The organism is Amycolatopsis echigonensis (assembly GCF_002846615.1).
GTDB lineage: Bacteria > Actinomycetota > Actinomycetes > Mycobacteriales > Pseudonocardiaceae > Amycolatopsis > Amycolatopsis echigonensis.
On sequence record NZ_PJMY01000003.1, the window covers coordinates 362056 to 384499 of the forward strand.

Below are 22444 nucleotides of genomic sequence, written 5' to 3' on the forward strand. Positions count from 1 at the left end.
CCCGGTCGCGGCGATGACCGGGGTTCGGATTGTCGGCACATCGCCTCATCGCCATCACCAGCCTCAGTAGCCCCCAAAAGCCACTTGAGTCACTTGAGCCACTTCTGGTGGACAAGATCCTCCTTTTCTGTCTTTATTTATCCGATTTGTCCAAGTTCTACTGGCACCCACCGCAATCCCGTCACCACTCCGCGCACCCGATCGTGGAATTCGTTGCTCATTCGCGTTTGGCCGTTCTGGGCAGTGGGTAGCAAGCGTTCGCGATCCCCGCCGTGCGGCGTCCGGTCAACGCGCCGGCGGGGTCCCGTTAGTCACGCGGGGCGGGTGTGTGCGCATCCGGCCCGCTTTCCCCGGGAGGTCGGGTCCGTCGGGGTGGGCCCGGCCTCCCGACCTTGCCCTGCGAAAACCCGCGGGAACCACCGTCGGCGTGCGCTATCCCACAGCGCCCCCGCGCCGGTGCGACCGGGCGAAACCCGCTGAGTACCGTGGGCCAATCCCGATCAGGGCAAAGGAGCCTCGCTGTGCCGCCCACCACGTTCCAGCACACCGAAGTCCTGCCGCTCGGCAAGGACACCACCACCGAGTACCGGCTGGTCACCGCCGACGGCGTCGAGACCGTCGAAGCCGCCGGGCGGAAGTTTCTGAAGGTCGACCCGGAGGCGCTGACGACGCTCGCGCGCACGGCGATCACCGACATCCAGCACCTGTTGCGTACGTCACACCTGCAGCAGCTGCGCGCGATCGTCGACGATCCCGAAGCCAGCGGCAACGACCGTTTCGTCGCGATGGACCTGCTCCGCAACGCGGCCATCTCGGCCGGCGGCGTGCTGCCGATGTGCCAGGACACCGGCACCGCGATCGTCATCGGCAAGCGCACCGAGGGCGTGCTGTCCGGGGGCGACGACGAGCGCGCGCTGTCGAAGGGCATTTTCGACGCCTACCAGCAGCTCAATCTGCGCTACTCGCAGATGGCCCCGCTGAACTTCTGGGAAGAGCGCAACACCGGCACGAACCTCCCGGCGCAGGTCGAGCTCTACCACAAGGATTCTGATGCGGCAGACCCGTCGTATGAGTTCCTGTTCATGGCCAAGGGCGGCGGCAGCGCCAACAAGACGTTCCTGTACCAGGAAACCAAGGCGGTCCTGAACCCGAAGCGGCTCGCCCGGTTCCTGGACGAGAAGCTGCGCAGCCTGGGCACCGCCGCGTGCCCGCCGTACCACCTGGCGATCGTCGTCGGCGGCATGTCGGCGGAGTTCAACCTCAAGGTCGCGAAGCTCGCCTCCGCGCGCTACCTGGACAACCTGCCGACCGAGGGTTCCGAACTGGGCCACGCGTTCCGAGACCGCGACCTCGAGCAGCAGGTGCTGGAGATGACGCGCCAGTTCGGCATCGGCGCGCAGTTCGGCGGCAAGTACTTCTGCCACGACGTCCGCGTGATCCGCCTGCCCCGCCATGGCGCGAGCTGCCCGGTCGGCGTCGCTGTGTCGTGCTCGGCCGACCGCCAGGCGAAGGCGAAAATCACGAGCGAGGGCGTGTTCATCGAGCAGCTCGAACGCGACCCGGCCCGCTTCCTCCCGGACGTCACCGAGGACGACCTGTCCGACGAGGTCGTGTCGGTCGATCTCAACCAGCCGATGGACCAGATCCGCGCGCAGCTGTCGCAACTGCCGGTGAAGACGCGCCTGTCGCTGACCGGCCCGCTGGTCGTGGCACGCGACATCGCGCACGCCAAGATCGCCGAGCGCCTGGACGCCGGCGAGGAGATGCCCCAGTACCTCCGTGACCACCCGGTCTACTACGCGGGCCCGGCGAAGACCCCGGACGGCTACGCGTCCGGCTCGTTCGGTCCGACGACGGCCGGCCGGATGGACTCGTACGTCGCCCAGTTCCAGGCAGCGGGCGGCTCGCTCGTGATGCTGGCGAAGGGCAACCGCTCGAAGCAGGTCACCGCCGCGTGCAAGGAACACGGCGGCTTCTACCTGGGCTCGATCGGCGGTCCGGCCGCGCGGCTGGCGAAGGACTGCATCAAGAAGGTCGACGTCCTCGAGTACGCCGAGCTCGGCATGGAAGCAGTCTGGAAAATCGAGGTCGAAGAGTTCCCCGCGTTCATCGTCATCGACGACAAGGGCAACGACTTCTTCTCCGAAACCAGCGAACCGGTGCTGCAGATCAGCTTCCGCTGATTCCCCTCACGCGCGCGCCGAGGTCAGCCGGGAAACATCCCGCCCAACCGGGCGAGGGTCTTCTCGATGGCCTCGGCGTTGCGCCGGGGAAACCCCAACAACCGAATCGCGAGCGGCGACCGCGCGGTAGACCAATCGAACGTCTCGGTGACTTCAGTGCGCCCGTCCCCCGCCGGCTCAAGCAGCCAGCGCCACCGATGCCCGGAGAAGTGCCGCCAGGCGATCAGCCGATTCTCCTCGAACTCGACCACAGTGTTCTGAATCCGGTACGGCGCACCCATCCGCATCTCCATGCCGAACCGCGCCCCCAACGACAACCGCGCCGGCGCCGACCCCCGGCTGGCCCGCACCGTCCCCGACCCGTCAATGAGCGGATGCTGAGCCGGATCAGCAAGCAACGCGAAAATCTGCTCCGGCGCAGCAGCGACAACGGCACTGCGCGAAACCTGGCGAGTTCCCATAGCCGCAGAGCCTAGGGCCCGACCGCCACAGAGGCCATCGGCGCACCCACGAAACGCCACCCTTCGCCGCATACGTCCGCGCCACAGTGTCCACTGTGGACTAGCCACCCCTGCCGCCCGTGAGGGACCCCTTCACGGACCACCCCGCACCCGCGCCCCCAACGCGACCACGCTCCCAAGCCACGCACCAAAACCGCAGCCGACGCATCCAACAATCGAGGCACCCACACCACCCCCGCACCCCGATACGAAGCCTCCCTGCGGTCTGGGGGTGCTTGTCAAGGCATCTTTCCCGCCTTGACAAGCACCCCCAGACCGTCAGCACACTTGGGCTTCGGGGTGCCCCACGCAACTATCCAAAGCAATGTCGCCCCCCAGGGCGACGAGCCGAACGATCCCCCGACAGCACCGTCCGACCCATCACCAACCCGGCATCACCGAGGCGGAGACTGCTTCAACACCACAGTCCTCTGCCCCAACGGCGCCCCCAACGCCACCGAAATCACCGGATGCCGCAAATCCATCGTGCACATCTGCCCGGTCTGCGCCTTGGTCTCGCTCAAATCCACGACCACCTTCTGCGCAGTCTGCTCGACAGCTTCCCCGAGCGCGTGCCCGCAGCCGCCTTCCTCTGCGCGCACCACCAGCACCGTCCCCCCGTTGTCCGAATAAACCTCCTTCGGGAACGTCTTGGGCAGCGCGGTCCCGTCCACCCGGTTGTCCGGAACCCGGACCGCTCCTCGCGGCGGGTCGAACTGGGGTTTGCCGGGCGGCGGCACCGAGGGCGAGCTGCTTGCGCTGCCGCCCTGCGGCGCGGTCTCGGACCCGGACGCTGGTGCGTTCGCCATGTTCGTCGGGCCGCCGCACGCGGCCGCCATCGTGAGCACCAGTGCCGCGCCTGCCAGTCGTGTCGTTCCGATCAGCTTCCTCGAGTACCTCATGATCCTTGGACGGCGCGAGCGCCGCGGCGGGTTGCACCCGATCTTCACGGACCGGGCTTCAGCACCAATTCGCGTCCGCCCAGCGGCGCGGCGAGCCGGACCGGCAACGAAATCTCCCGCACGTGCATTGGGCACATCTGCCCGTGCGGCGGCTTGGTGATCGTCACGACCACGACCACCTGAGTCGCCGTCTGCTCCCCTGCCTTCGCACTGATCTTGTCGCATCCGCCCTCCTCGGCCTGGATCACGACGACCGTGCCGCCCTCGGCAAGCGTGACGTCGTGCGGGTAGCCAGCCGGCAGTGCCGAAGCGTTGATCTGCTCCGGAGCAAGCGAGGTATCCCCAGGCGGCACACCCTGCGTAGGACGGCTATTCGGCGGCGCTGAGGTCGGCGGCGGCGCAACCGACGACGAAGACGGCGGCGGCGAGGAAACCGACACCGAACTGGACGGCGGGGACGCCGAGGAACTCGGCGCAGCCACGGTTCCGTTGCCCCCGCACGCCGCGACCGTCAGCAGCAGCGCGCTCGCTCCCACGATTTTCCCTGTAGTCCGCATGCAACGCGGACGGAATTACGGCCCCGGAGGTTGCACCCGAGCGCAAAACTGCTTCACCGAGCCGAAGCCTTCCCTCGCACCAGTCCCAGCAGCACCACTCCGGCCAATGTCACCACCAGCAACAGCACCGTGCTCGCCGACGCGAGAAACACCTGTCCCCGGTCAGTCAGGGTGAAAATGGTCGCCGGGAGCGTCCGCCAGTCCGGCGGGTACAGCATCATCGTCGCGCCCAATTCGCCCATCGACATCGCCAGCGCCAAACCGGCCGAAGCCGACATAGCGGGCAGCAGCACCGGCAACCGGACTCGCAGCAGCACTCGCACCGGACGCGCGCCGAGGCTCGCCGCGGCCTGCGCGAGCAGCGGATCAACGCGTTGCAGCGCGGCGGAAACCGTGCTGTAAGCGAAGGGCAGCAGGATCATCAGGTGTCCTGCCAGCACGATCCAGCGCGTGCCGTTGAACGCCAGCGGCGGACGGCTGAACGCGACCAGCAACGCGAGGCCGAGCACCACCGACGGCACCGCGATCGGCAGGTGGAACAGCGAATCCGCGATCCGGCGCAACCGCGGCGGCGCGTGGTCGACGGCCAGCGCGGCCCAGGTTCCGATCAGCACCGAGACCAGCGAAGTGATCACACCGGTCTGCACGCTCACCGACAGGCTCGCGAACGTCTCGCCGGACAGTGCCTCGGCGTAATGCGCCCCGGTGAGCCCGCTCGGCAGCACGCCGGTCCAACTTCCGGCGAACGACGCCAGCACGATCATCACTAGCGGCGCGGCCACCACGGCGAGGAAAACCACGCCGAACACCAGCCACACCAGCAACCGGCTACGCCGCGTCCACAGCAGCACGACGGCCTCCTCTCCCGACCACTCGCCGGTAAACCGCGTAGAGGACCAGCGACAGCACCACATTCACCACCGCGACCACCGACGCGGACGGGAAGTCGAACGTGACGATCCCCTTGCCGTACACCAGCATCGGCAACGTCGAGACGCCCTTGGCGCCGAGGAACAGCACGATGCCGAACTCGTTCATCGTCAACAGCAGCACCAGGCACGCCCCGGACGCGAGCGACGGCAACGCTTCCGGCAGCACGACCCGCCACAACACGCGACCTGGCCGCGCACCGAGACTCGCCGCCACGTCCAATTGCGCCGACGGAACTTGGCTGAACGCGGCGAGCGCGGGCCGCATCACGAACGGCGTGTAGAAGGTGATCTCAGCGAGCAGCACCCCCCACGGCGAGTACAGAAACCCCGCGGTGCCAAAGACTCCCGCACCGCCGTAAAGGAACGTGAAGGCCAGTGCGATCAGGAACGACGGGAACGCCAGCACCGTGTCCACCAGCCGGGCCAGCACCGTCGCCCCGGGAAACGGGACGAACGCGACAACCAGCGCGAGAAATCCGCCGAGCAGCACGCAGCCGACGGTGGACCCCAAGGCCAGCAACACCGTCTGCCACACCGCGCGGCCGAATTCCGGCGACGACAGCACTTGTGCCCACACCGAAAGCCCGAAACTGCCGTCCTGCGCGGTGAACGACTGCAGGATCACCAGCACCAGCGGGTAGCCGAAGAAGCCGGCGACCACGATCGCGGGCGGGAGCAGCCAGCCGATCCGGTACCGGCGAGGCCGGGTGCCGCGACGAATGGGGGCGACCGAGGCGGCGTCGAGGGCGAGGCCGGTCATCCGCCCACCCCCACCAGCGGACATCCGTCCGGAATGGACACCCCGACCCGGTCGCCGACCGCGGGCAGCGCCGGACCGTCCGGCACCTCGGCGCGGATGTCGCAGATCTCGTCGGTGAGCCGCAGGTCGAGCCGGTATCCGGAGCCGCGCCACTGCACCCCGCGCACCAGTGCCGGGAACGTGCCCGGTCCGAGTTCGCCGACCGAAATCCGGTGCGGCCGCACGCCGAGCGCCACCGGCCGCTCCGGCTGGAGAGTGCCGGACGGTTCGGCGGACAGTTCGCGCCCGGCCAGCCGGACCGTCGCGACCGTTCCGTCCGCGCGCACCAGTTCCACCGGGATCAGGTTCGCCGCACCGAGGAAACTCGCGGTGAACTCGGTGGCCGGGCGGCGGTACAGCTGTTCGCACGGGCCGAGTTCGACCAGCCGGGAGTCGCGCAGCACCGCGATCCGGTCGGCGAGCGCGAGCGCTTCGCTCTGGTCGTGGGTGACGTAGATCAGCGTCGTGTCCGGCAATTCGGCTCGCAGCCGCAGCAGTTCCGCGACCATGTCCTCGCGCAGCGCGGCGTCCAATGCGGACAGTGGTTCGTCGAGCAACAGCACATTGGGCCGGATCGCGAGCGCCCTCGCCAACGCGACCCGCTGCTGCTGCCCGCCGGACAGCTCACGGGGATACCGCCGCGCGTACTCGCTCATCCCGACCAGTTCGAGCACCTCGCCGACGCGCCGCGTCACGTCCGCCCGGCGCGTCTTCCGAGCCTTCAGTCCAAACGCGACATTGTCGGCGACCCGCTGGTGCGGGAACAGCGCGTAGCTCTGCACCACCACGCCGAGTCCACGCCGATGCGGCGGCAGGTCGGTGACGTCCTGGCCGTCGAGCAGCACCCGTCCGGCGCTCGGCCGGAGGAACCCGGCGAGCGCCTTGAGCGCGGTCGATTTGCCGGAGCCGGAGGGCCCCAGCAGGGCGAGCGTTTCGCCGCGCGCTACCGAAAGATCCAGCGGGGCAAGCGCTTGCGTCGCTCCGAAGTGGACGGATACGCCGCGGAACTCGACTGCCGGAGTCACTGTCCGGTGGCCTTCCGGTACGCGGCGAGGTCGGCGTCGAGGCGGCCGAGGACGGCGTTCCAATCCGGGTTCCACACGTCCACTCCGGACATCGCGGCGGTGATCTTCTCCGCCTTCGGTCCCTGCGGCTTGACGTCGGTGCGGGCCGGGATGCCGTACGCGTCGCTGGCCTTGGCCTGGGTTTCCGGCGAGAACAGGAAGTCGAGCAGCTTGCGGGCGTTGTCCGCGTGCGGCGCGTTGTTGACCAGACCGGCGAAGTACGGCAGCGCGAAGGTGGACCGCTTGCCCTGTGCGTCGGCCGGGAAGAACACCGAGAACCCGCCGCTCTTGTCGATTTCGGCGAGGTTCATCTGCAGGTCCCCGTTGGCGACGAGCACCTCGCCCTTCGCGACCTTCGGCTGCAGCTTGCCGGTGGACGACGACGGACCGACGTTGTTGGCCTGCAACCGGCCGAGGTAGTCGAGCGCGCCCTGGTCGCCGAAGACGTGCTGGGCCTGCAGCAGCACCGCGGTGCCGTCGCCCGCCTCGCCCGGCGTCGAGTACTGGAGCTTGCCCTTGTACTTCGGGTCGAGCAGGTCGTTCCAGGTCTTCGGAGCCGGGTTCGCCTGCTGCGGGTTGTAGATGAAGCTGAGGTAGTTGTTCATCATCGCGTAGTAGCGGCCCTGCGGGTCCTTCTGCGCGGCCGGAACCTGGTCGACGCCCTTCGGCGCGGACGTGGCGAGCAGGCCTTCCTTCGCCGCTTGCTGAACGAACGGCGGGAGCGTCACGAGGACGTCGGCCTGGGTGTTGGCCTTCTCCTTGCCCACGCGCGAAACGACTTCGGCGGAACCGGCGGTGACGGCCTGGACGGTGATCCCGGTCTGCTGTTTGAACTCGGCGAACCGGGCGTTGTACCAGTCCTCGAGCCCGTCGGCGGTGTAGACGGTGACGGTCTGGTCGCCGGACGCGCCGCCCGCCGTGCCGCCGCAGGCGGACAACAGGGCGGCGAGGGCCGCGACGAGAGCGACGACGGTCGCTTTCCGGAGGTTCATGACTGGGTGGCTCCTTCGAGGTCTAGCACGGCGGGGAGAGCGGAGACGGAGTCGAGAACGTGGGTGGCGCCTGCGGCTTCCAGGTCGCCTCGGTTGCTGGCGCCGGTGAGCACTCCGGCGGCGATTCCGGCGCCGGCGGCGAGGCCGGTGCGGACATCAGTGGGGGTGTCGCCGACCACCGCGATGTTGCGGACGTCGGTGACCTGCAGTTTCAGCGCGACGGCGAGAATCAGGTCGGGATACGGGCGGCCGCGCACGCCGTCGCCGGGAGCGAGCGCGAAGTCGGCGAGGTCCTGCCAGCCGAGCGCGTCGAGCAGCGCACGCTGTGTCGCGGGCGCGAATCCAGTGGTGAGAGCAACTCGGACGCCCTGGTCGCGCAGGCTTCGGATGGTCTCCTCCGCGCCGGGGATCGGCTTGCACTCCCCGGCCGCGACCAGCCGTCCGTACGAGCCCTCGAATTCGGTGTTCGCGCGCTGGGCGAGGTCTTCGTCGCCGAGCAGCGCGCGGAACACGGTGATCTTCGACTGGCCCATGGTTTCCCGGACGTAGTCGAGCATTCCGGCGTATCGTTCGTCCTCTTCGGACACTCCGGCGGCGGCGATCGCCGCGGTGAAAGCGCGTTCGACCAGTCCGTCGTCCGCGACGGTCGTGCCGGCCATGTCGAGCACGACGAGTTCGGTGGTCACCAGCCCAGCTCCTTTGCGGTGTCTTCGGCGATTGCGGGCGAGCAGGTCATTCCCCGGCCGCCAGGGCCGGTGACGAGGAAAGCGTTGCCGGACAACCGTTCCCGGTGCACCACCGCGGTCCGGTCGGTTGCCTGCGCGTACACGCCGGCCCAGCGACGGCGGATCTTCGGCAGCGGCCGGCCGAGCAACGCGCCCGCCACTTCGGCGAGGTGTTCGTACGGGTCTTCGGTGACGTCGAAGGGAAACGGCTGCGCGTACTCGTGCGTGTCGCCGATGGTGAGCGAGCCGTCACGACGCTGCACCATCAGCAGTTGCATCGCGTTCTGCGCGGCGATTTCGCCTTGCGGCTGGCGTTCGTTCATCGCGTCGAGGGCCGCGCCGCGGTAAGCCGGGTAGTAGCGGAAGCTGTCGCCGTCCGCGACGCTGGTGGGCAACGGTTCGCCGAGCGGTTCGGTCTGCGCCATCTGCAGCCGGACCCGCCGCACCGGGATCTCGCCCGCGATCTCGCGGACCAGCCCGCCGAGCCACGCGCCGGTGCAGAACACCACGACGTCGCCTTCGTGCCGCTCGCCGTGGTCGTCCACGACGCCGTGGTCGATGAGGTTCCGCACCTCACGGCCCGGCAACCAGCGGTACCGCCCGCTCGCTTCGAGGGCTTCGCGGAGCGCGGGCTGTGCGGTCCGAGGCTCGACCGCCGCGTCCCGCTCGCACCACAACGCTCCGGTGAAGTTGCCGCGCAGAGCGGGGTTCAGCGCCCGAGTCTCCTTCGCGTCAAGGAGTTTGAAGCCGCGCTCAGCCGCCCCCGGCCCGGCGACGACCTCCTGCGCGACGGCCAGTTCGGCCTCGGTGCGGACGACCGTCAGCGAGCCGTTCGGCCGGAAGCCCAGCGCGGGCACGCGTTCGCCGATCCGCTCCCACAGCTCCCGGGCGCGCACCGCCGTCTCCAGCTCCGGACCGGCGGCGCGACCGCCGACCCAGACCAGTCCAAAGTTGCGGACGGACGCTCCGCGCGCCTCCGGCTCGCGTTCGAGCTGGAGGACTTCGTGGCCGCGTTCCACGGCCTGCCAGGCGTGCTGGGTGCCGAGCACGCCGCCGCCAACGATGAGGATTCGCACGGCCGCAACAGTCGCCGCCCGCGCTCAACGGAGGCTGTCGGCACGGGGAACGCCAGGTGAAGCAGCCTCGAATATTGGACCGGATGAGTTACCGTTCTGTTATCTTTCCGGCTGGGCGGGCACGGGGAAACGCGCAGGACGACAGGCGCGCGGATGCGCTGGTCAACCACCGCAGGATCAGGCCGGGTGCCCGGCCCGCGACAGCTACTCGACTGCTCGACTACTCGACGCGGCTCAGTCGCGTGACGAAACTCAGCCGGTCCCCGCGGTAAAGCGACCGGACCCGCTCGAACGGCTCGCCGTCCGGACCCCACGACACGCGGTGCATCAGCAGCATCGGCAGCGCCGGGTTCGTGCCGATGAGCAGCGCCTCGCGGGGGGTCGCGAGCACGGTTTCCACGCGTTCCTCGGCCCCGTCGAAGACCACGCCCAGTTCGTCGCGCAGGTGCGCGTACAGCGACTGCTCCGGGTCGAAATCATCCAGCAACGTGGGGAATTTGTCGGCGCGGAGGAAGGTCGATTCGAGGCCGACGCGCTCGTCGTCGGCGAGCAGCACGCGTTCCAGGTGGAGCACCTCGGAGTCCGGTTCGATCCGCAGGTCGGCGGCCAATCCGGTGCCCGCGGCGCGGCGTTCGAGCGTGATCAGCGTGCGGCCGGGGCGGATGCCTTGACGCCGCAGGCCTTCGGTGTAGCTGACGAGCGCGAGCGGCTGGACCAGCTTCGGCGGGGCGACGTATGTGCCGCTCCCCTGCCGTCGCGACAGCCTGCCTTCGAGGACCAGCTCGCCCACCGCCTGCCGGACCGTCGCGCGGGAGACTTCGAACCGTTCGCACAGCTCGCGTTCCGTGGGCAACGCGCTGCCTTCGCCCAATTCGGCGATAACGGCGAGCAGCTCGACCTTCACCGCGTAGTAGCGCGGCACGCGGCCGTGATCCGGGATGCCGTCGCGGACCGGTCCGTCGGCGGACAGGCGGGACAGCGGCGAAGACGTGGGCACGAGAACCGAGCCTATGCCAGACACGCGGCGCGCGGTTCGCCGTCTCGCGAACTGACCCTATGGGAGGACGTCGCAATGCCTTTGGCCCGCAGTCTCGGCCTCGCCAAGTTTTATCGGACTCGGTTCGATGATCGGCACCGCGTTTGCCCAAACTGCGTGTGCCGCGGGTTCGGGCATCCGGTGGCACCTACGTGTACGGACGCGCTCGCGTGGGTGAACTTTGGGGATACATAGCGGGTTGGGGATTCGTCGCCGGGAAAACGGCGAGTTGCCCGGCTTTGACGCTGAGCGTCGCTGCGTACGCCGCGCCCGGACTCGGCCAGCTTCCCCGTGGACCCCGTTCTCATGGCGACGGAGTGCTCGAAGCGGCCGGATTGCCGTTCTTCGCGTTCGCCGATTATGCGCGCGGCTGGCCACGCTCGGAGTAAATCCGCGACCCGGCGCGGACGATTCCGCTCGCTTTGGACTGACACTGGCCATGTGGTGGATTGGGGCCGTACGCGATCGGCGCGAGTCCAGGCCCCCGCTCGCTTCGGCGGCGCCATGGCTGGGGTAAGCGGCGCTGGCGTTCAGCTTGCCGGTCGCTTCGGTGATCAGCGGCTGCTTGGTACTCGGGTCGGGCGCGGTGGCGCACTTGGTGCACCGTCGAGAGATCGCGCGCTGACCTGACTCGTTTTTGCTCCCTGGCAGGGCTTCCGGTTGGCCGGGCGTCGGTTTGCCGCATCCGGTGCGCGAAAGTCCCCCTCGCTCCGCCGCCGCACGGTTACCCCGATAACCATCCATGCCCAGGTCAAGGCCGCTTTTTACCGTCCTCTCCACCGCCGAAATATGGCGGATCTGGTGAAGAATCCGGAAGATCCGAAGAAAGTTGGTTGTCCGCTTACTGACGTTCTGGTGTAGTCGATTCATCACCATACGACACCTCCCCGCGCCTTGGAGCGGACGCTCCACAGTGGACACTGGAAGGACAATCCCCTTGGCCGACAAGAGAAACTTCAGCATGCTCACGCGAGTCTTGGCCGTCGCTGCGGCGCTCGCGGCCGCCGCCGGGTTGGCGACGCCAGCCGTGGCGTCGACACCTCCGTCACCCGCGGAAACACAGATCGTCGGCGGGACGCGCGCCAGCCAGGGGGAATTCCCATGGATGGTCCGGCTTTCGATGGGCTGCGGCGGCGCGCTGTACACCGATCAGATCGTGCTGACCGCCGCACACTGCGTCGACCGCACCGGAGCGGACTCGTCGATCACCGCGACGCTCGGTGTCGTCGATCTGCAGAGCTCGAGCGCGAAGAAGGTGCGCTCGACCTACGTCTACCGCTCCCCGACGTACGACACCACCGGCGGTGACTGGGCCCTGATCAAACTGGCGAGCCCGGTGAGCGGCATCCCGACGCTGCCGATCGCGAACAACCCCGACAACAACTCCGGCACGTTCACCATCGCCGGCTGGGGCGCGGCCAAGGAGGGCGGCGCGCAGCAGCGGTATCTGCTGAAGGCCGAGGTCCCGTTCGTGGACGACTCGACGTGCCAGTCCCAAGGCGGCGACTACGCCGACCTGAAGCCGGACGCGGAACTGTGCGCGGGCAAGGTCGACACCGGCGGCGTCGACACCTGCCAGGGCGACTCCGGCGGCCCGATGTTCCGCCGCGACGGAGCGGGCGACTGGGTCCAGGTCGGCATCACCAGCTGGGGCGACGGCTGCGCCCGGGCCCACGCTCCCGGCGTGTACACCGAGGTGAGCACGTTCGCCTCCGACATCGCCGAGACGGCGGGGAAGATCTGACCCCGCGCGTGACGGGCCAGGCGCCGGGACTCCGCCGGGGTTCCGCACCAGGCTCGCGCGGCGTCTCCCGGCGCGGACGCCCGGGCTCGGGTCGGGTCACGCTGGCACTCGAACACCGACAGCGTGTCGCGGGGACCTGCGCCGGGGAAGGAGTCCTGCGTCGGCGTGCAACCCGGCGGGAAGTCCCAGCGCTCAGGTCGTCCGGAGCGCGGCAAGCACCGACCAGCGCTAGGAATCGCAGGCCGCGCAGACGACCTCGCCATCAGTCCCGCCGTCCGTCCCCAGCGCGCAGCAAGCAGCGCGGATCCCGCCCCGGAACCGCGTCGCAGGCACCCGGCCCGGCGCTCCCCCTCCAGCCGCACCGGGTGCCGCACGCACCGCCGCCATCGGGAGACCCAGACCGCGGGAAGCCCAACGTTCCCCGCCCCCAGCGCACCTCACAGCTCGGCAAGCACCGCAGCCCATCAGCGGAACCCGCGAGCCCAGCCCGCGGGAAGCCCGACGTTCCCGCTACTCCACCACACCCCGCCAGCCCGCCGCCATCCGCGAAACCTAGCCCGAAGCAAGCCCACCGTTCCGCTCTTCCAAGGCACCCCACAACCCGACAAGCACCGCAGCCCACCAGCGGAACCCGCGAGCCCAGCCCGCGGGAAGCCCGACGTTCCCGCTACTCCACCACACCCCGCCAGCCCGCCGCCATCCGCGAAACCTAGCCCGAAGCAAGCCCACCGTTCCGCTCTTCCAAGGCACCCCACAACCCGACAAGCACCGCAGCCCACCAGCGGAACCCGCGAGCCCAGCCCGCGGGAAGCCCGACGTTCCCGCTACTCCACCACACCCCGCCAGCCCGCCGCCATCCGCGAAACTTAGCCCGCGGGAAGCCCGACATTCCGCTCCTCCAGCACACCCCGCAGCTCGGCCAGCACCGGAATAACCGCCGCGACCCGTTCCTCCCCCACCACCGAGCCGATCAACGTCTCGAGTTGTTCCTGGAACGTCTTCTCCGCCGCCTCGGCCAGCTTCCGCCCCGCAGGGGTCAGCTCGACGAGCGACGACCGCCGGTCCTCCGGGTTCGGCACCCGGCGCACCCATCCGCGCGCTTCCAGCCGGTCGATGCCTTTGCTGGTCGCCCCTATCCCGATCGCGAAGTTCACCGCGATGTCCGCCACCCGCGACTGCGGATGCCGCCCCAGGTACCGCAGGAATTCGAACTGCGAGGCGACGATCCCGTGCGCGGCCTTGAGCCGTTCCCCCAGCGCGTTGTAGATGCGGGTCTCGCAGCGCACCAGATGGTCGAAGAGCTGCTCGTTTGCCGACGTACCTTCCACGGCATATAGTCTAGCATTACATGCCTCGGCATATACTTCCGCAGAATCTTCAGGAGAGCAGATGAGCAGGGACCAACGCCGCGCGGTGGACGAGAAGCTGCGGCAGGCGCCGCAGGGGTCCGAGCCGTTGTCGGTCGAACAGATGCGGACCGGGTTCGCCGCGATGATGAGCGAGTTCCCCGTCCCGGCCGAGCCGCGGCAAACTCCGGCTACGCTCGCCGGGCGGCCCGCTGTCCTCGTCGAACCGCCAGGAGACCCGCGGCCGGGCACGATCCTGTACTTCCACGGCGGATCGTTCTCGCTGGGATCACCGCACACCGCGATGGCGCTGACGGCGAATCTGGTCCTGCGCACCGGAATCCGGGCGCTCTCGCTGGACTACCGGCTCGCGCCCGAGCATCCGTTCCCGGCCGGGATCGAAGACTGCCTCGCCGCCTACCGGAGCCTGCTGGAGGACGCCGACCCGTCCTCGATCGTCTTCGCCGGCGACTCCGCGGGCGGCGGCCTGTCCGTCACCACCACCCTGGCCGCCCGCGACGCGGGACTGCCGATGCCCGCCGGGATCGTCGCGTTCTCTCCGGGACTCGACCACACCCGCACCGGGGCGTCCATGGAGACGAAGGAGGGCATCGACCCGTTCTTCACGAGGGAAAGCATCGGACGCACCGGCGAGCTGTACCTGGCGGGCGCGGATCCCGCCCAGCCGCTGCTCGCCCCGGCGGTCCACGCCGACCTGACCGGTTTCCCGCCGATCCTGCTGCAAGTCGGCGGCAATGAAGTCCTGCTGGACGATTCGGTACGGCTGGCGAAACGCGCACGCGACGCGGACGTCGACGTGATCCTCGACTTCACCGCCGACGTCCCGCACGTGTTCCAAACCTTCACCGACGCCCTGGACGAAGCAGGGCAAGCCCTCGACCGGGCCGCCCTCTTCATCCAGCAACGCCTCGCCTGAACCTCAGCGGATCTTGTCCAACCGGGAAACCGTCTCCTCGAACCCCTGGACCAGATCCGCCATCACCTCGGCCACCGGGCGGACCCGGTCCATCCGGCCGACGATCTGGCCCACCGGCATGGACACCACCGACGGGTCGGCGGCGGCGTGGATCCGGTTGTGCGCGTGGGAAACCAGCAGGTTCTGCAACGGCATCGGCAACGGTTCCGGCGCGTCCGGCGCCGACCAGGCTTCCGTCCAGCGGGTCTTCAGCAGGCGGGCGGGCTTGCCCGTGTAGATCCGCGTCCGGACGGTGTCCGCGGAGGTCGCCGCCACCAGCGCGGTCTGCATCGCCTCGGATTCCGGCATCGTCTGGAGGTATTCCTCCGTCGCGAGCCAGTACGAGCCCATCCACGCGCCCGAGGCGCCCAAGGCCAGTGCGGCGGCGACCTGGCGGCCGGAGCCGATGCCTCCGGCTGCCAGGACCGGGGCGCGGTCGCCGACGGCGTCCACGATTTCCGGCACCAGCACCATGGTCGCGATCTCGCCGGTGTGGCCGCCTGCCTCATGCCCTTGCGCGACAACGAGATCGACGCCGTTGTCGACGTGCCGGGCGGCGTGCGATCCCTTTCCGGCGAGGGCGGCCACCGGGACGCCCGCGTCATGGGCGCGGTTGATGACATCGACCGGGGGCGAGCCCAGTGCGTTGGCGATCAGGCTGATCCGGTGGTTCAGGGCAACGTCCACATGGGACCTCGCGACGGAGTGCAGCCAGCCCAGCACCCCGGCGCGTTCGTCGGTGTCGTCGGGCAGCGGCGGGACCGCGAGATCCTTCAGCACTTTGTCGACAAACGCCCGGTGTCCCGGCGGGATCAGCTCGTTCAGGTCGGTCTGGGTGCCTTCGGACGGGATCTTCGCCGGCATCACGATGTCGACGCCGTACGGCTTTCCGTCGGTGTTTTCGTCCATCCAGGACAGCACCGCGTCGAGTTCGGCGGCGTCGTTGAACCGGACGCAGCCCAGCACGCCCATGCCGCCCGCGCGGCTGATCGCGGCCGCGACGTGTTCCGACGGGGTGAATCCGAAGATCGGCACCTCGATGCCGAACCGGTCGCACAACGATGTGCGCATGCGCCCTCCTAGGCGGGTTCGTGTTCGGCGGCGTACCGCTGAGCCCACGGATAGTCCGGCTTTCCGCTCGGCGAACGGCCGATTTCGTCGGCCAGCCACACCGTTCGCGGCACCTTGTATCCGGCGATCTCAGTGCGCACGTGCGCTTCCAAAGCAGCCAGATCCGGCCGCACGCCGGGGCGCGGCTGGACGACGGCGGCGACGCGCTGGCCGAGCCGCTCGTCCGGAATGCCGATGACCAAGGCGTCGAAAACGTCCGGATGCGATTTCAGCGCGCCCTCGACTTCTTCCGGGTACACCTTTTCGCCGCCGGTGTTCACGCACTGCGATCCCCGGCCCAGCAACGTAACCGTGCCGTCTTCCTCGTAGCGCGCGTAGTCGCCGGGCACGACATAGCGGACGCCGTCCACTTCGGTGAAGATCGTGCGGCTTTTCTCCGGGTCGCCGTAGTAGCCGAGCGGGACGTGGCCGCGACGGCCGATCAGCCCGACCGCGCCGGGTTTCGGTTCGACCAGGTTGCCGTCGTCGTCCAGCAGGATGGCGTCCTTGCCGAAGTTGACCCGCGGTCCCGCGGAATGGTCGGAATCCTTGCCCACCATGCCGATTCCGGTGAACCCGCTCTCCGACGAGCCGATCGCGTCGGTGATCACGACGTTCGGCAGCATCTCCAGGAATTCCTGTTTCACCGAATGCGAGAACAACGCCGCGTGGCTCGACACCGCGACCAGCGACGACGCGTCGTAATCGCCGGAGCGGTAAGCCTCTACGAGCGGCCGCGCCATCGCGTCGCCGACGATCGTCAGCACCTGCACCTTGTGTTCCTGCACCGCGCGCCAGACGTCGTGCGCGTCGAATTGCGGGACGAACACCACCGGACTGCCGGTGAACAGCGCGCCGAACGCGGCCCACTGCGCGGCCCCGTGGATCAGCGGCGCGGCCGGCAGGCGCACGAGCGAACCGGATTTGCCCTGTTCGCTGAGCGTCCATTCGTCCGGCACGTACTCGCCGGTGACGAAGTTGATCCCGCCGCCCAGCGCGCGCCAGATGTCCTCGTGCCGCCACAGCACGCCCTTGGGATAGCCGGTGGTGCCGCCGGTGTAGAGGATGTACAGATCGTCGGCGCTGCGCTCGCCGAAGTCGCGTTCGTCCGACTCGCCCTCGAGCGCCGACTCGTACTCGACGCCCGTCTCGTACGGCGTGTCCGACCCGTCCTCGACGACTACAACGTGTTTCAGTTTTGGTGCTTCCGGCAGCACCGCCGCCACCCGGTCGGAGTAGCGCCGCTCGTGCACCAGGGCCACCAGGTCGGCATTGGTGAACAGATAGCGGAGCTCTCCGTGGACGTAGCGGTAGTTCACGTTCACCGCGATCGCGCGCAGTTTGTACGCGGCGAACATGGCTTCCAGTGCTTCGATGGAGTTCCGGGAATAGACACCGATGTGGGAGCCGGGTCCCACGCCGTGCGCGGCCAGGTGGTGCGCCAGCCGGTTCGCGCGCTTCTCCAGTTGCGCGAAGGTGACCTGGCGCTGTCCGCACACGACCGCGACGCGTTCCGGCACGGCGTCGACGGCGTGCTCGAGTAGATCCGCGATGTTGAGTGCCACGCACCCAAAGTAGAACATGTTATCGTTCTGGGCAATGACCCCGGCCAGCTGAGAAGGAGGCCCCGGTGGCCGAACCCCACGCACTCGTCAGCCTCGAAGGCCACACGCTCGTGGTGACGATGAACCGCCCGGAAGCCCGCAACGCCCTCACCGGCGAGATGCTTTCGATCATGGTCGAGGCTTGGGACCGGGTGGATTCCGACGACCAGGTGCGCAGTTGCGTCCTGACCGGAGCGGGCGGCGCGTTCTGCGCCGGCGCGGACCTGAAATCCATGTCCCGCAACGCTCCCGACAAGTCTTTTTCGAACGGTTCCTTCGACCCGAGCCGCATCGAGGGCCTGCTGAAGGGCCGCCGCCTCACCAAACCGCTCATCGCCGCCGTCGAAGGCCCGGCCATCGCGGGCGGCACGGAAATCCTGCAGGGCACGGACATCCGGGTGGCTGCGGAGAGCGCGAAATTCGGCGTCTCCGAACCCCGCTGGGGCCTGTTCCCGATGGGCGGCTCGGCCGTACGTCTTCCCAGGCAGATCCCGTACACCGTCGCCGCCGACCTCCTTCTCACCGGCCGCCACATCACCGCCGCCGAGGCACGCGACATCGGCCTGGTGGGCCACGTCGTCCCCGACGGTCAAGCACTGGCTCGCGCGCTGGAACTCGCTGAACTGATCAACGACAACGGCCCGCTCGCGATACGCGCGATCCTCAAGACCATCCGCGACACCGAGGGCATGCACGAGGAAGACGCCTTCAAACTGGACGCGAAGTACGGCATCGAAGTCTTCGCCTCCGCGGACGCGAAGGAAGGCCCGAAAGCCTTCGCCGAAAAGCGAAAGCCGACCTTCCAAGGCCGCTGACGACCGTCCGTGAAGGGCTCCTTGAGGGAATTAGATTCCCTCCAGGAGCGGCGGATTCACGGGGTGGTTGCAACACGTGGTGTTTGTTGGTGTGAGAGTAGTCGTGCGAGGGTTTCGGCTGGGGTGTGCCAGTCGAGGGTTTGGCGGGGGCGTCCGTTGAGTTCGGCGGCGACGCGGGCGAGGTCGTCGGTGGTGTGGCGGGACAGGTCGGTGCCTTTGGGGAAGTACTGGCGCAGCAGGCCGTTGGTGTTCTCGTTGCGTCCTCGTTGCCAGGGGCTGTGGGGGTCGCAGAAGTAGATCTGCAGGCCGGTGTCGAGGGCGATTTTCTTGTGGTGGGCCATTTCGGTTCCCTGGTCCCAGGTCAGAGACCTGACCAGCAGCGGGGGCAGGGTCTGGATCGCCTCGGTCATCGCCGCGGCAACGGTGGCGGCGTCGCGGCCGTGGGGCAGGTGCAGCAGCATGACGAACCGGGTCTGCCGTTCCACCAGCGTCCCGATGGCGGACGTGTTGTTTTTGCCCAGGATCAGGTCGCCTTCCCAGTGCCCGGGCACGGCGCGGTCGGCGGCCTCGGCCGGCCGCTGGCTGATGTTGGCCATGTCCCGGATCCGGCCCCCGGACCGGGCCCGGCGGGCCTGGGCTTGGCGGCGCGGCATCCGCAGCGCACGCCCGGTCCGCAGCGCCGCGGCCAGTTCCCGGCGCAGCGCGCCCCGGCCCTGCACGTACAGCGACTGGTAGATCGTCTCGTGCGACACCCGCATCTCCGGCCGGTCGGGGAAGTCCAGCACCAGTCTCGCCGAGATCTGCCGCGGCGACCACTTCCGGGCCAGCCCCGCCCGCACCGCGTCGCGCAGCTCGGCGTCAGCGGCCAGTTTCGCGACCTTGGGGCGTTTCGCGCGCTGCTCCGCGGCGTGCTGGGCGCTGCTGGCCCGGTAACCCGAGGACCCGGTGTTGCGGGACAGTTCCCGCGACACCGTCGACGCCGGCCGCCCGAGCGCCCGCCCGATCGCGCGGACGCCGTGGCCCGCCGCCCGCAAACAGGCGATCTCTTCCCGCTCGGCCAGGCTCAACCGCACCGGCCCCGCCCGACGGGGCGCATTCCCGATCACCCCGCCAGCCTGGCGGAACAACCGCACCCCGGTGTTCGGGCTCAGCCCCGCCGCGCGGGCCGCCGGCTTCGCCGCCAGCCCGCGCCGCACCTGCTCCCAGAACACCACCCGCACCGACCGCGGCAACCACCGGTACCTCCGCACCCTCGCCATCACAACCCGCCCCCTCAACCAGACGGCGTTGCAACCACCCCATGACCCCAAGAGCCCCTCACGGACTTAAACCGCACCAGCGCACCCAAACCAGCCAGGCACCCACACCACCCCCGCACCCCGATACGAAGCCAAAACACGGCGCGGGACCGCTTGTCAAGGCATCTTTCCCGCCTTGACAAGCGGTCCCGCGCCGTAGTCACAATCAGGCTTCGGGGTGCCCACACTCACGACACGTACTGCTCCCGCAACTTCCGCTTGTAAAGCTTCCCATTCGGATCCCGAGGCAACTCCGCCAGATAATCCACCGACTTGGGCAGCTTGAACCGTGCCAGCCGAGTCTCCGCATACGCGAGCAGCTCCGCGGTCAATTCCGGAGACCCCTCAACCCCCTCCGCGGGCTGCACCACCGCCTTGATCTCCTCGCCCCAGTCCTCGTGCGGAATCCCGAACACCGCGACGTCCGCGACATTCGGATGCATGACCAGCTCGCCCTCGATCTCCGCCGGATAGATGTTCACCCCGCCGGAAATGATCATGTCGGCCTTGCGGTCGTGCAGGAACAAATACCCGTCCTCGTCGAGATGGCCGACGTCGCCGAGGGTGAACAAATCCCCGACCCTGGCCTTCTCCGTCTTGGCCTTGTCCTTGTGGTACTCGAATTTCGAGTCGCCCATCTTCATGTACACGACACCGGTCTCGCCCGTCGGCACCTCGTTCCCGTCGTCGTCGAGAATCCGGATGGTCGACCCCGGCCACGGCAGCCCGACCGATCCCGGCTTGCGCAGCCAGTCCTCGCCGGAAATCACCGTCCCGCCGCCTTCGGTCGCCGCGTAGTACTCAGTGACCACCGGCCCCCACCACTCGAGCATCTGCCGTTTGACCTCGATCGGACACGGCGCCGCCCCGTGAATCATCACGCGCAGCGAACTGAGGTCGTACTTCGAGCGCACCTCGTCCGGCAAGGCCAGCAACCGGCGGAACTGCGTCGGCACCATATGGCTGTGCGTCACCCGGTGCCGCTCGATCAACCGCAGCATTTCCTCGGCGTCCCACCGGTCCATGAGCACCGCGGTGTGCCCCAGCTGCAACGAAATGGCCACGAAATTGAGCACCGCCGTGTGATACAGCGGCGAACCGCACAAATGCACGTGATCGTCGAACGGCTGCAACCCGAACACTCCGAAGAACCACGTCGACGCGGCAGGCACCTGATCCGGATCCGCTCCGGTCAGCGGCCGCTTGACGCCCTTGGGCCGTCCCGTCGTGCCCGAGGTGTAGAGCATGGGCGACCCAGCGGTCCGGTTGTCCGGCCGCCCGTCTCCCAGCCCCGCGCCCAGTTCTTCGACGCGATGGAAGCCAGGCACGGAGCCGACCGCGAACCGCGCCGACGCGGGCACCCCGGCCTCGTCGGCCGCGGCGACCGCGACGTCCGCGAACCGCTCATGCGCCAGAAACGCCTTCGCTCCGCTGTCGGAGAGGATGTACGCGACCTCCGGTCCGACGAGATGCCAGTTCACCACCACCACGTACAGGCCGGTCTGGATCGCCGCGAAGTACGCCGCGACCAGGTCGTCGCCGTTCGGCAGCAGCAGCACCACCGCGTCGCCGACGCCGAGGCCGAGTTCGCGCAGCCCCGAGGCGTACCGGTTGGCTTTCGCTGTCAGTTCGCCGTAGGAGATTTCCCGCCCGTCCGGATCCACCAGCGCCACCCGGGCGGGCTCGGCCGCGGCGATGGTCCACAGTCCCAGGTCCATAGCTCCCAAATCTAGAACGCGTTCCACATAGACACAACAGGTTCCTTGCCTCGGATTCGAGAACGTGTTTCACTCGGAGCCGTGACGGTTTCGGATGCCCCTCTGTCGGCGCCGCTCAACGTCGGCTTCGACTACACCCGTTCGACCGGCCCGGTGCTCGGCCGGTTTGTCAACGCGCTGCGCGAACGCCGGATCGAAGGCGTGCGCGGCAGCGACGGACGCGTGCACGTGCCGCCGGTCGAGTACGACCCGGCCACCGCGGACCCGTTGACGGAGTTCGTCCCGGTCGCCGCGGAAGGCGTGGTCGTTTCCTGGTCCTGGTGCGCGGATCCGCTCGACGGCCAGCCGCTGTCGCGTCCGTTCGCCTGGGTGCTGGTGAGACTCGACGGCGCGGACACCAGCCTGCTGCACGCCCTCGACGCCGGTTCCCCGGACAATGTCCACATCGGACAGCGCGTGCGCGTGCGGTGGGCGGACGAAACGGTCGGCCACATCCGCGACATCGCGTACTTCCTGCCCGCGGACGCACCGGACACCACGCCCACCGAGGCTCCCCCGCCGGTGGCGGAACGCGAGGAAGGCGCGCCGGTCAGCGTCATCATCACGCCGGTGCACCTGAAATACCAGCATTCCGCGTCGCCGGAGGAAAGCCGGTACCTGCGCGGCCTCGCCGAAGGGCGGATGCTCGGCCAGCGCTGCCCGTCGTGCGGCAAGGTCTACATCCCGCCGCGCGGCGCGTGCCCGGTGGACGGCGTGCCGACCACCGACGAGGTGGAGTTGCCCGACACCGGCATCGTCACGACGTTCTGCATCGTCAACGTGCCGTTCCTCGGCCAGCGCATCAAACCGCCGTACGTCGCGGCGTACATCCTGCTCGACGGAGCCGACATCGCCTTCCTGCACCTCGTGCTCGGCTGCGCCGCCGAGGACGTCCGGATGGGCATGCGCGTGCGCGCCAACTGGCGGCCGCGCGAGGAGTGGTGGACGTCGCTGGAGAACATCAGCCACTTCGAGCCCACCGGCGAGCCGGACGCCGCGTACGAGACCTTCGCCCACCACCTGTGAGG

21 protein-coding genes are annotated in these 22444 nt (G+C 68.8%); 5 read left to right on the plus strand and 16 right to left on the minus strand.

The features are described from left to right. Nucleotides 1-521 precede the first annotated feature (521 nt). The gene (locus ATK30_RS06150; RefSeq protein ID WP_101434709.1) at nt 522-2183 is read left to right on the plus strand and encodes a fumarate hydratase; all 1662 of its coding nucleotides are present in this window, start codon (nt 522-524) and stop codon (nt 2181-2183) included. A gap of 23 nt (nt 2184-2206) precedes the next feature. Here the strand turns inward: ATK30_RS06150 and ATK30_RS06155 are convergent, their stop codons facing one another. From ATK30_RS06155 to ATK30_RS06200, 11 genes are all read right to left on the minus strand, one after another. After that, a complete protein-coding gene (locus ATK30_RS06155; RefSeq protein ID WP_101434710.1) occupies nt 2207-2644 on the minus strand; it encodes an SRPBCC family protein in 438 nt (145 codons plus the stop codon). Between the two features lie 434 nt (nt 2645-3078). After that, complete coding sequence (locus ATK30_RS06160) at nt 3079-3585, minus strand: hypothetical protein (RefSeq protein ID WP_244194531.1); 507 nt, start codon at nt 3583-3585, stop codon at nt 3079-3081. 44 nt (nt 3586-3629) lie between these two features. Further along, nucleotides 3630-3938 (minus strand): hypothetical protein, encoded by a 309-nt coding sequence (locus tag ATK30_RS46035; protein ID WP_244194532.1) that lies wholly within the window; start codon nt 3936-3938, stop codon nt 3630-3632. Nucleotides 3939-3954: 16 nt separating this feature from the next. After that, a complete protein-coding gene (locus tag ATK30_RS46825; protein ID WP_279629984.1) occupies nt 3955-4086 on the minus strand; it encodes a hypothetical protein in 132 nt (43 codons plus the stop codon). Between the two features lie 109 nt (nt 4087-4195). Next, the gene (locus ATK30_RS06170) at nt 4196-4993 is read right to left on the minus strand and encodes an ABC transporter permease (RefSeq protein ID WP_101434713.1); all 798 of its coding nucleotides are present in this window, start codon (nt 4991-4993) and stop codon (nt 4196-4198) included. After that, nucleotides 4971-5834 carry a 2-aminoethylphosphonate ABC transporter permease subunit gene (locus ATK30_RS06175; protein ID WP_101434714.1) on the minus strand — a complete coding sequence of 288 codons (864 nt, stop codon included), beginning with the start codon at nt 5832-5834 and terminating at the stop codon, nt 4971-4973. Before ATK30_RS06175 ends, ATK30_RS06170 begins: the two co-directional genes overlap by 23 nt. Next, nucleotides 5831-6898, minus strand: coding sequence for an ABC transporter ATP-binding protein (locus ATK30_RS06180; protein WP_101434715.1), 1068 nt, complete (start codon nt 6896-6898; stop codon nt 5831-5833). The genes ATK30_RS06175 and ATK30_RS06180 overlap by 4 nt, the downstream gene beginning before the upstream one ends. Then, the gene (locus ATK30_RS06185; RefSeq protein ID WP_101434716.1) at nt 6895-7929 is read right to left on the minus strand and encodes a 2-aminoethylphosphonate ABC transporter substrate-binding protein; all 1035 of its coding nucleotides are present in this window, start codon (nt 7927-7929) and stop codon (nt 6895-6897) included. Before ATK30_RS06185 ends, ATK30_RS06180 begins: the two co-directional genes overlap by 4 nt. Then, nucleotides 7926-8618 carry a phosphonatase-like hydrolase gene (locus ATK30_RS06190; RefSeq protein ID WP_101434717.1) on the minus strand — a complete coding sequence of 231 codons (693 nt, stop codon included), beginning with the start codon at nt 8616-8618 and terminating at the stop codon, nt 7926-7928. The genes ATK30_RS06185 and ATK30_RS06190 overlap by 4 nt, the downstream gene beginning before the upstream one ends. Further along, nucleotides 8612-9730, minus strand: a complete 1119-nt coding sequence (locus ATK30_RS06195; protein WP_101434718.1) for a TIGR03364 family FAD-dependent oxidoreductase — start codon at nt 9728-9730, stop codon at nt 8612-8614. Before ATK30_RS06195 ends, ATK30_RS06190 begins: the two co-directional genes overlap by 7 nt. A gap of 220 nt (nt 9731-9950) precedes the next feature. After that, the gene (locus ATK30_RS06200; RefSeq protein ID WP_101434719.1) at nt 9951-10727 is read right to left on the minus strand and encodes a GntR family transcriptional regulator; all 777 of its coding nucleotides are present in this window, start codon (nt 10725-10727) and stop codon (nt 9951-9953) included. Between the two features lie 976 nt (nt 10728-11703). Here ATK30_RS06200 and ATK30_RS06210 point away from each other — a divergent pair. Continuing rightward, nucleotides 11704-12510 carry a S1 family peptidase gene (locus ATK30_RS06210; RefSeq protein WP_244194533.1) on the plus strand — a complete coding sequence of 269 codons (807 nt, stop codon included), beginning with the start codon at nt 11704-11706 and terminating at the stop codon, nt 12508-12510. Nucleotides 12511-13376: 866 nt separating this feature from the next. Here the strand turns inward: ATK30_RS06210 and ATK30_RS06215 are convergent. After that, entirely contained in the window at nt 13377-13838 is a 462-nt protein-coding gene (locus ATK30_RS06215; protein WP_101434720.1) for a MarR family winged helix-turn-helix transcriptional regulator, read from the minus strand. A 61-nt stretch (nt 13839-13899) separates the two neighbouring features. Here ATK30_RS06215 and ATK30_RS06220 point away from each other — a divergent pair, with 61 nt between their 5' ends. After that, nucleotides 13900-14793, plus strand: coding sequence for an alpha/beta hydrolase (locus ATK30_RS06220; RefSeq protein WP_101434721.1), 894 nt, complete (start codon nt 13900-13902; stop codon nt 14791-14793). Between the two features lie 3 nt (nt 14794-14796). On the opposite strand, the gene ATK30_RS06225 is transcribed toward ATK30_RS06220, so the two are convergent. Next, nucleotides 14797-15903, minus strand: a complete 1107-nt coding sequence (locus ATK30_RS06225) for an NAD(P)H-dependent flavin oxidoreductase (RefSeq protein ID WP_101434722.1) — start codon at nt 15901-15903, stop codon at nt 14797-14799. A gap of 8 nt (nt 15904-15911) precedes the next feature. Further along, the gene (locus tag ATK30_RS06230; protein WP_208637286.1) at nt 15912-17507 is read right to left on the minus strand and encodes an acyl-CoA synthetase; all 1596 of its coding nucleotides are present in this window, start codon (nt 17505-17507) and stop codon (nt 15912-15914) included. A 65-nt stretch (nt 17508-17572) separates the two neighbouring features. On the opposite strand from ATK30_RS06230, the gene ATK30_RS06235 reads away from it, so the two are divergent. Beyond that, nucleotides 17573-18361, plus strand: a complete 789-nt coding sequence (locus ATK30_RS06235) for a crotonase/enoyl-CoA hydratase family protein (RefSeq protein WP_101434724.1) — start codon at nt 17573-17575, stop codon at nt 18359-18361. A gap of 56 nt (nt 18362-18417) precedes the next feature. Here the strand turns inward: ATK30_RS06235 and ATK30_RS06240 are convergent, their stop codons facing one another. Then, a complete protein-coding gene (locus ATK30_RS06240) occupies nt 18418-19620 on the minus strand; it encodes an IS30 family transposase (RefSeq protein ID WP_244194534.1) in 1203 nt (400 codons plus the stop codon). A gap of 227 nt (nt 19621-19847) precedes the next feature. Next, complete coding sequence (locus ATK30_RS06245; RefSeq protein ID WP_101434725.1) at nt 19848-21377, minus strand: acyl-CoA synthetase; 1530 nt, start codon at nt 21375-21377, stop codon at nt 19848-19850. A gap of 81 nt (nt 21378-21458) precedes the next feature. Here ATK30_RS06245 and ATK30_RS06250 point away from each other — a divergent pair, with 81 nt between their 5' ends. Then, entirely contained in the window at nt 21459-22442 is a 984-nt protein-coding gene (locus tag ATK30_RS06250; RefSeq protein WP_101434726.1) for a Zn-ribbon domain-containing OB-fold protein, read from the plus strand. The last annotated feature ends 2 nt before the right edge of the window (nt 22443-22444 follow it).

Bases quoted from the DNA above. Each gene is read 5' to 3' on its own strand.
- ATK30_RS06225 (WP_101434722.1), bottom strand. From the start codon at position 15,903: ATGCGCACATCGTTGTGCGACCGGTTCGGCATCGAGGTGCCGATCTTC.
- ATK30_RS06185 (WP_101434716.1), bottom strand. From the start codon at position 7,929: ATGAACCTCCGGAAAGCGACCGTCGTCGCTCTCGTCGCGGCCCTCGCC.
- ATK30_RS06160 (WP_244194531.1), bottom strand. From the start codon at position 3,585: ATGAGGTACTCGAGGAAGCTGATCGGAACGACACGACTGGCAGGCGCG.
- ATK30_RS06240 (WP_244194534.1), bottom strand. From the start codon at position 19,620: ATGGCGAGGGTGCGGAGGTACCGGTGGTTGCCGCGGTCGGTGCGGGTG.
- ATK30_RS06245 (WP_101434725.1), bottom strand. From the start codon at position 21,377: ATGGACCTGGGACTGTGGACCATCGCCGCGGCCGAGCCCGCCCGGGTG.
- ATK30_RS06155 (WP_101434710.1), bottom strand. From the start codon at position 2,644: ATGGGAACTCGCCAGGTTTCGCGCAGTGCCGTTGTCGCTGCTGCGCCG.
- ATK30_RS06175 (WP_101434714.1), bottom strand. From the start codon at position 5,834: ATGACCGGCCTCGCCCTCGACGCCGCCTCGGTCGCCCCCATTCGTCGC.
- ATK30_RS06220 (WP_101434721.1), top strand. From the start codon at position 13,900: ATGAGCAGGGACCAACGCCGCGCGGTGGACGAGAAGCTGCGGCAGGCG.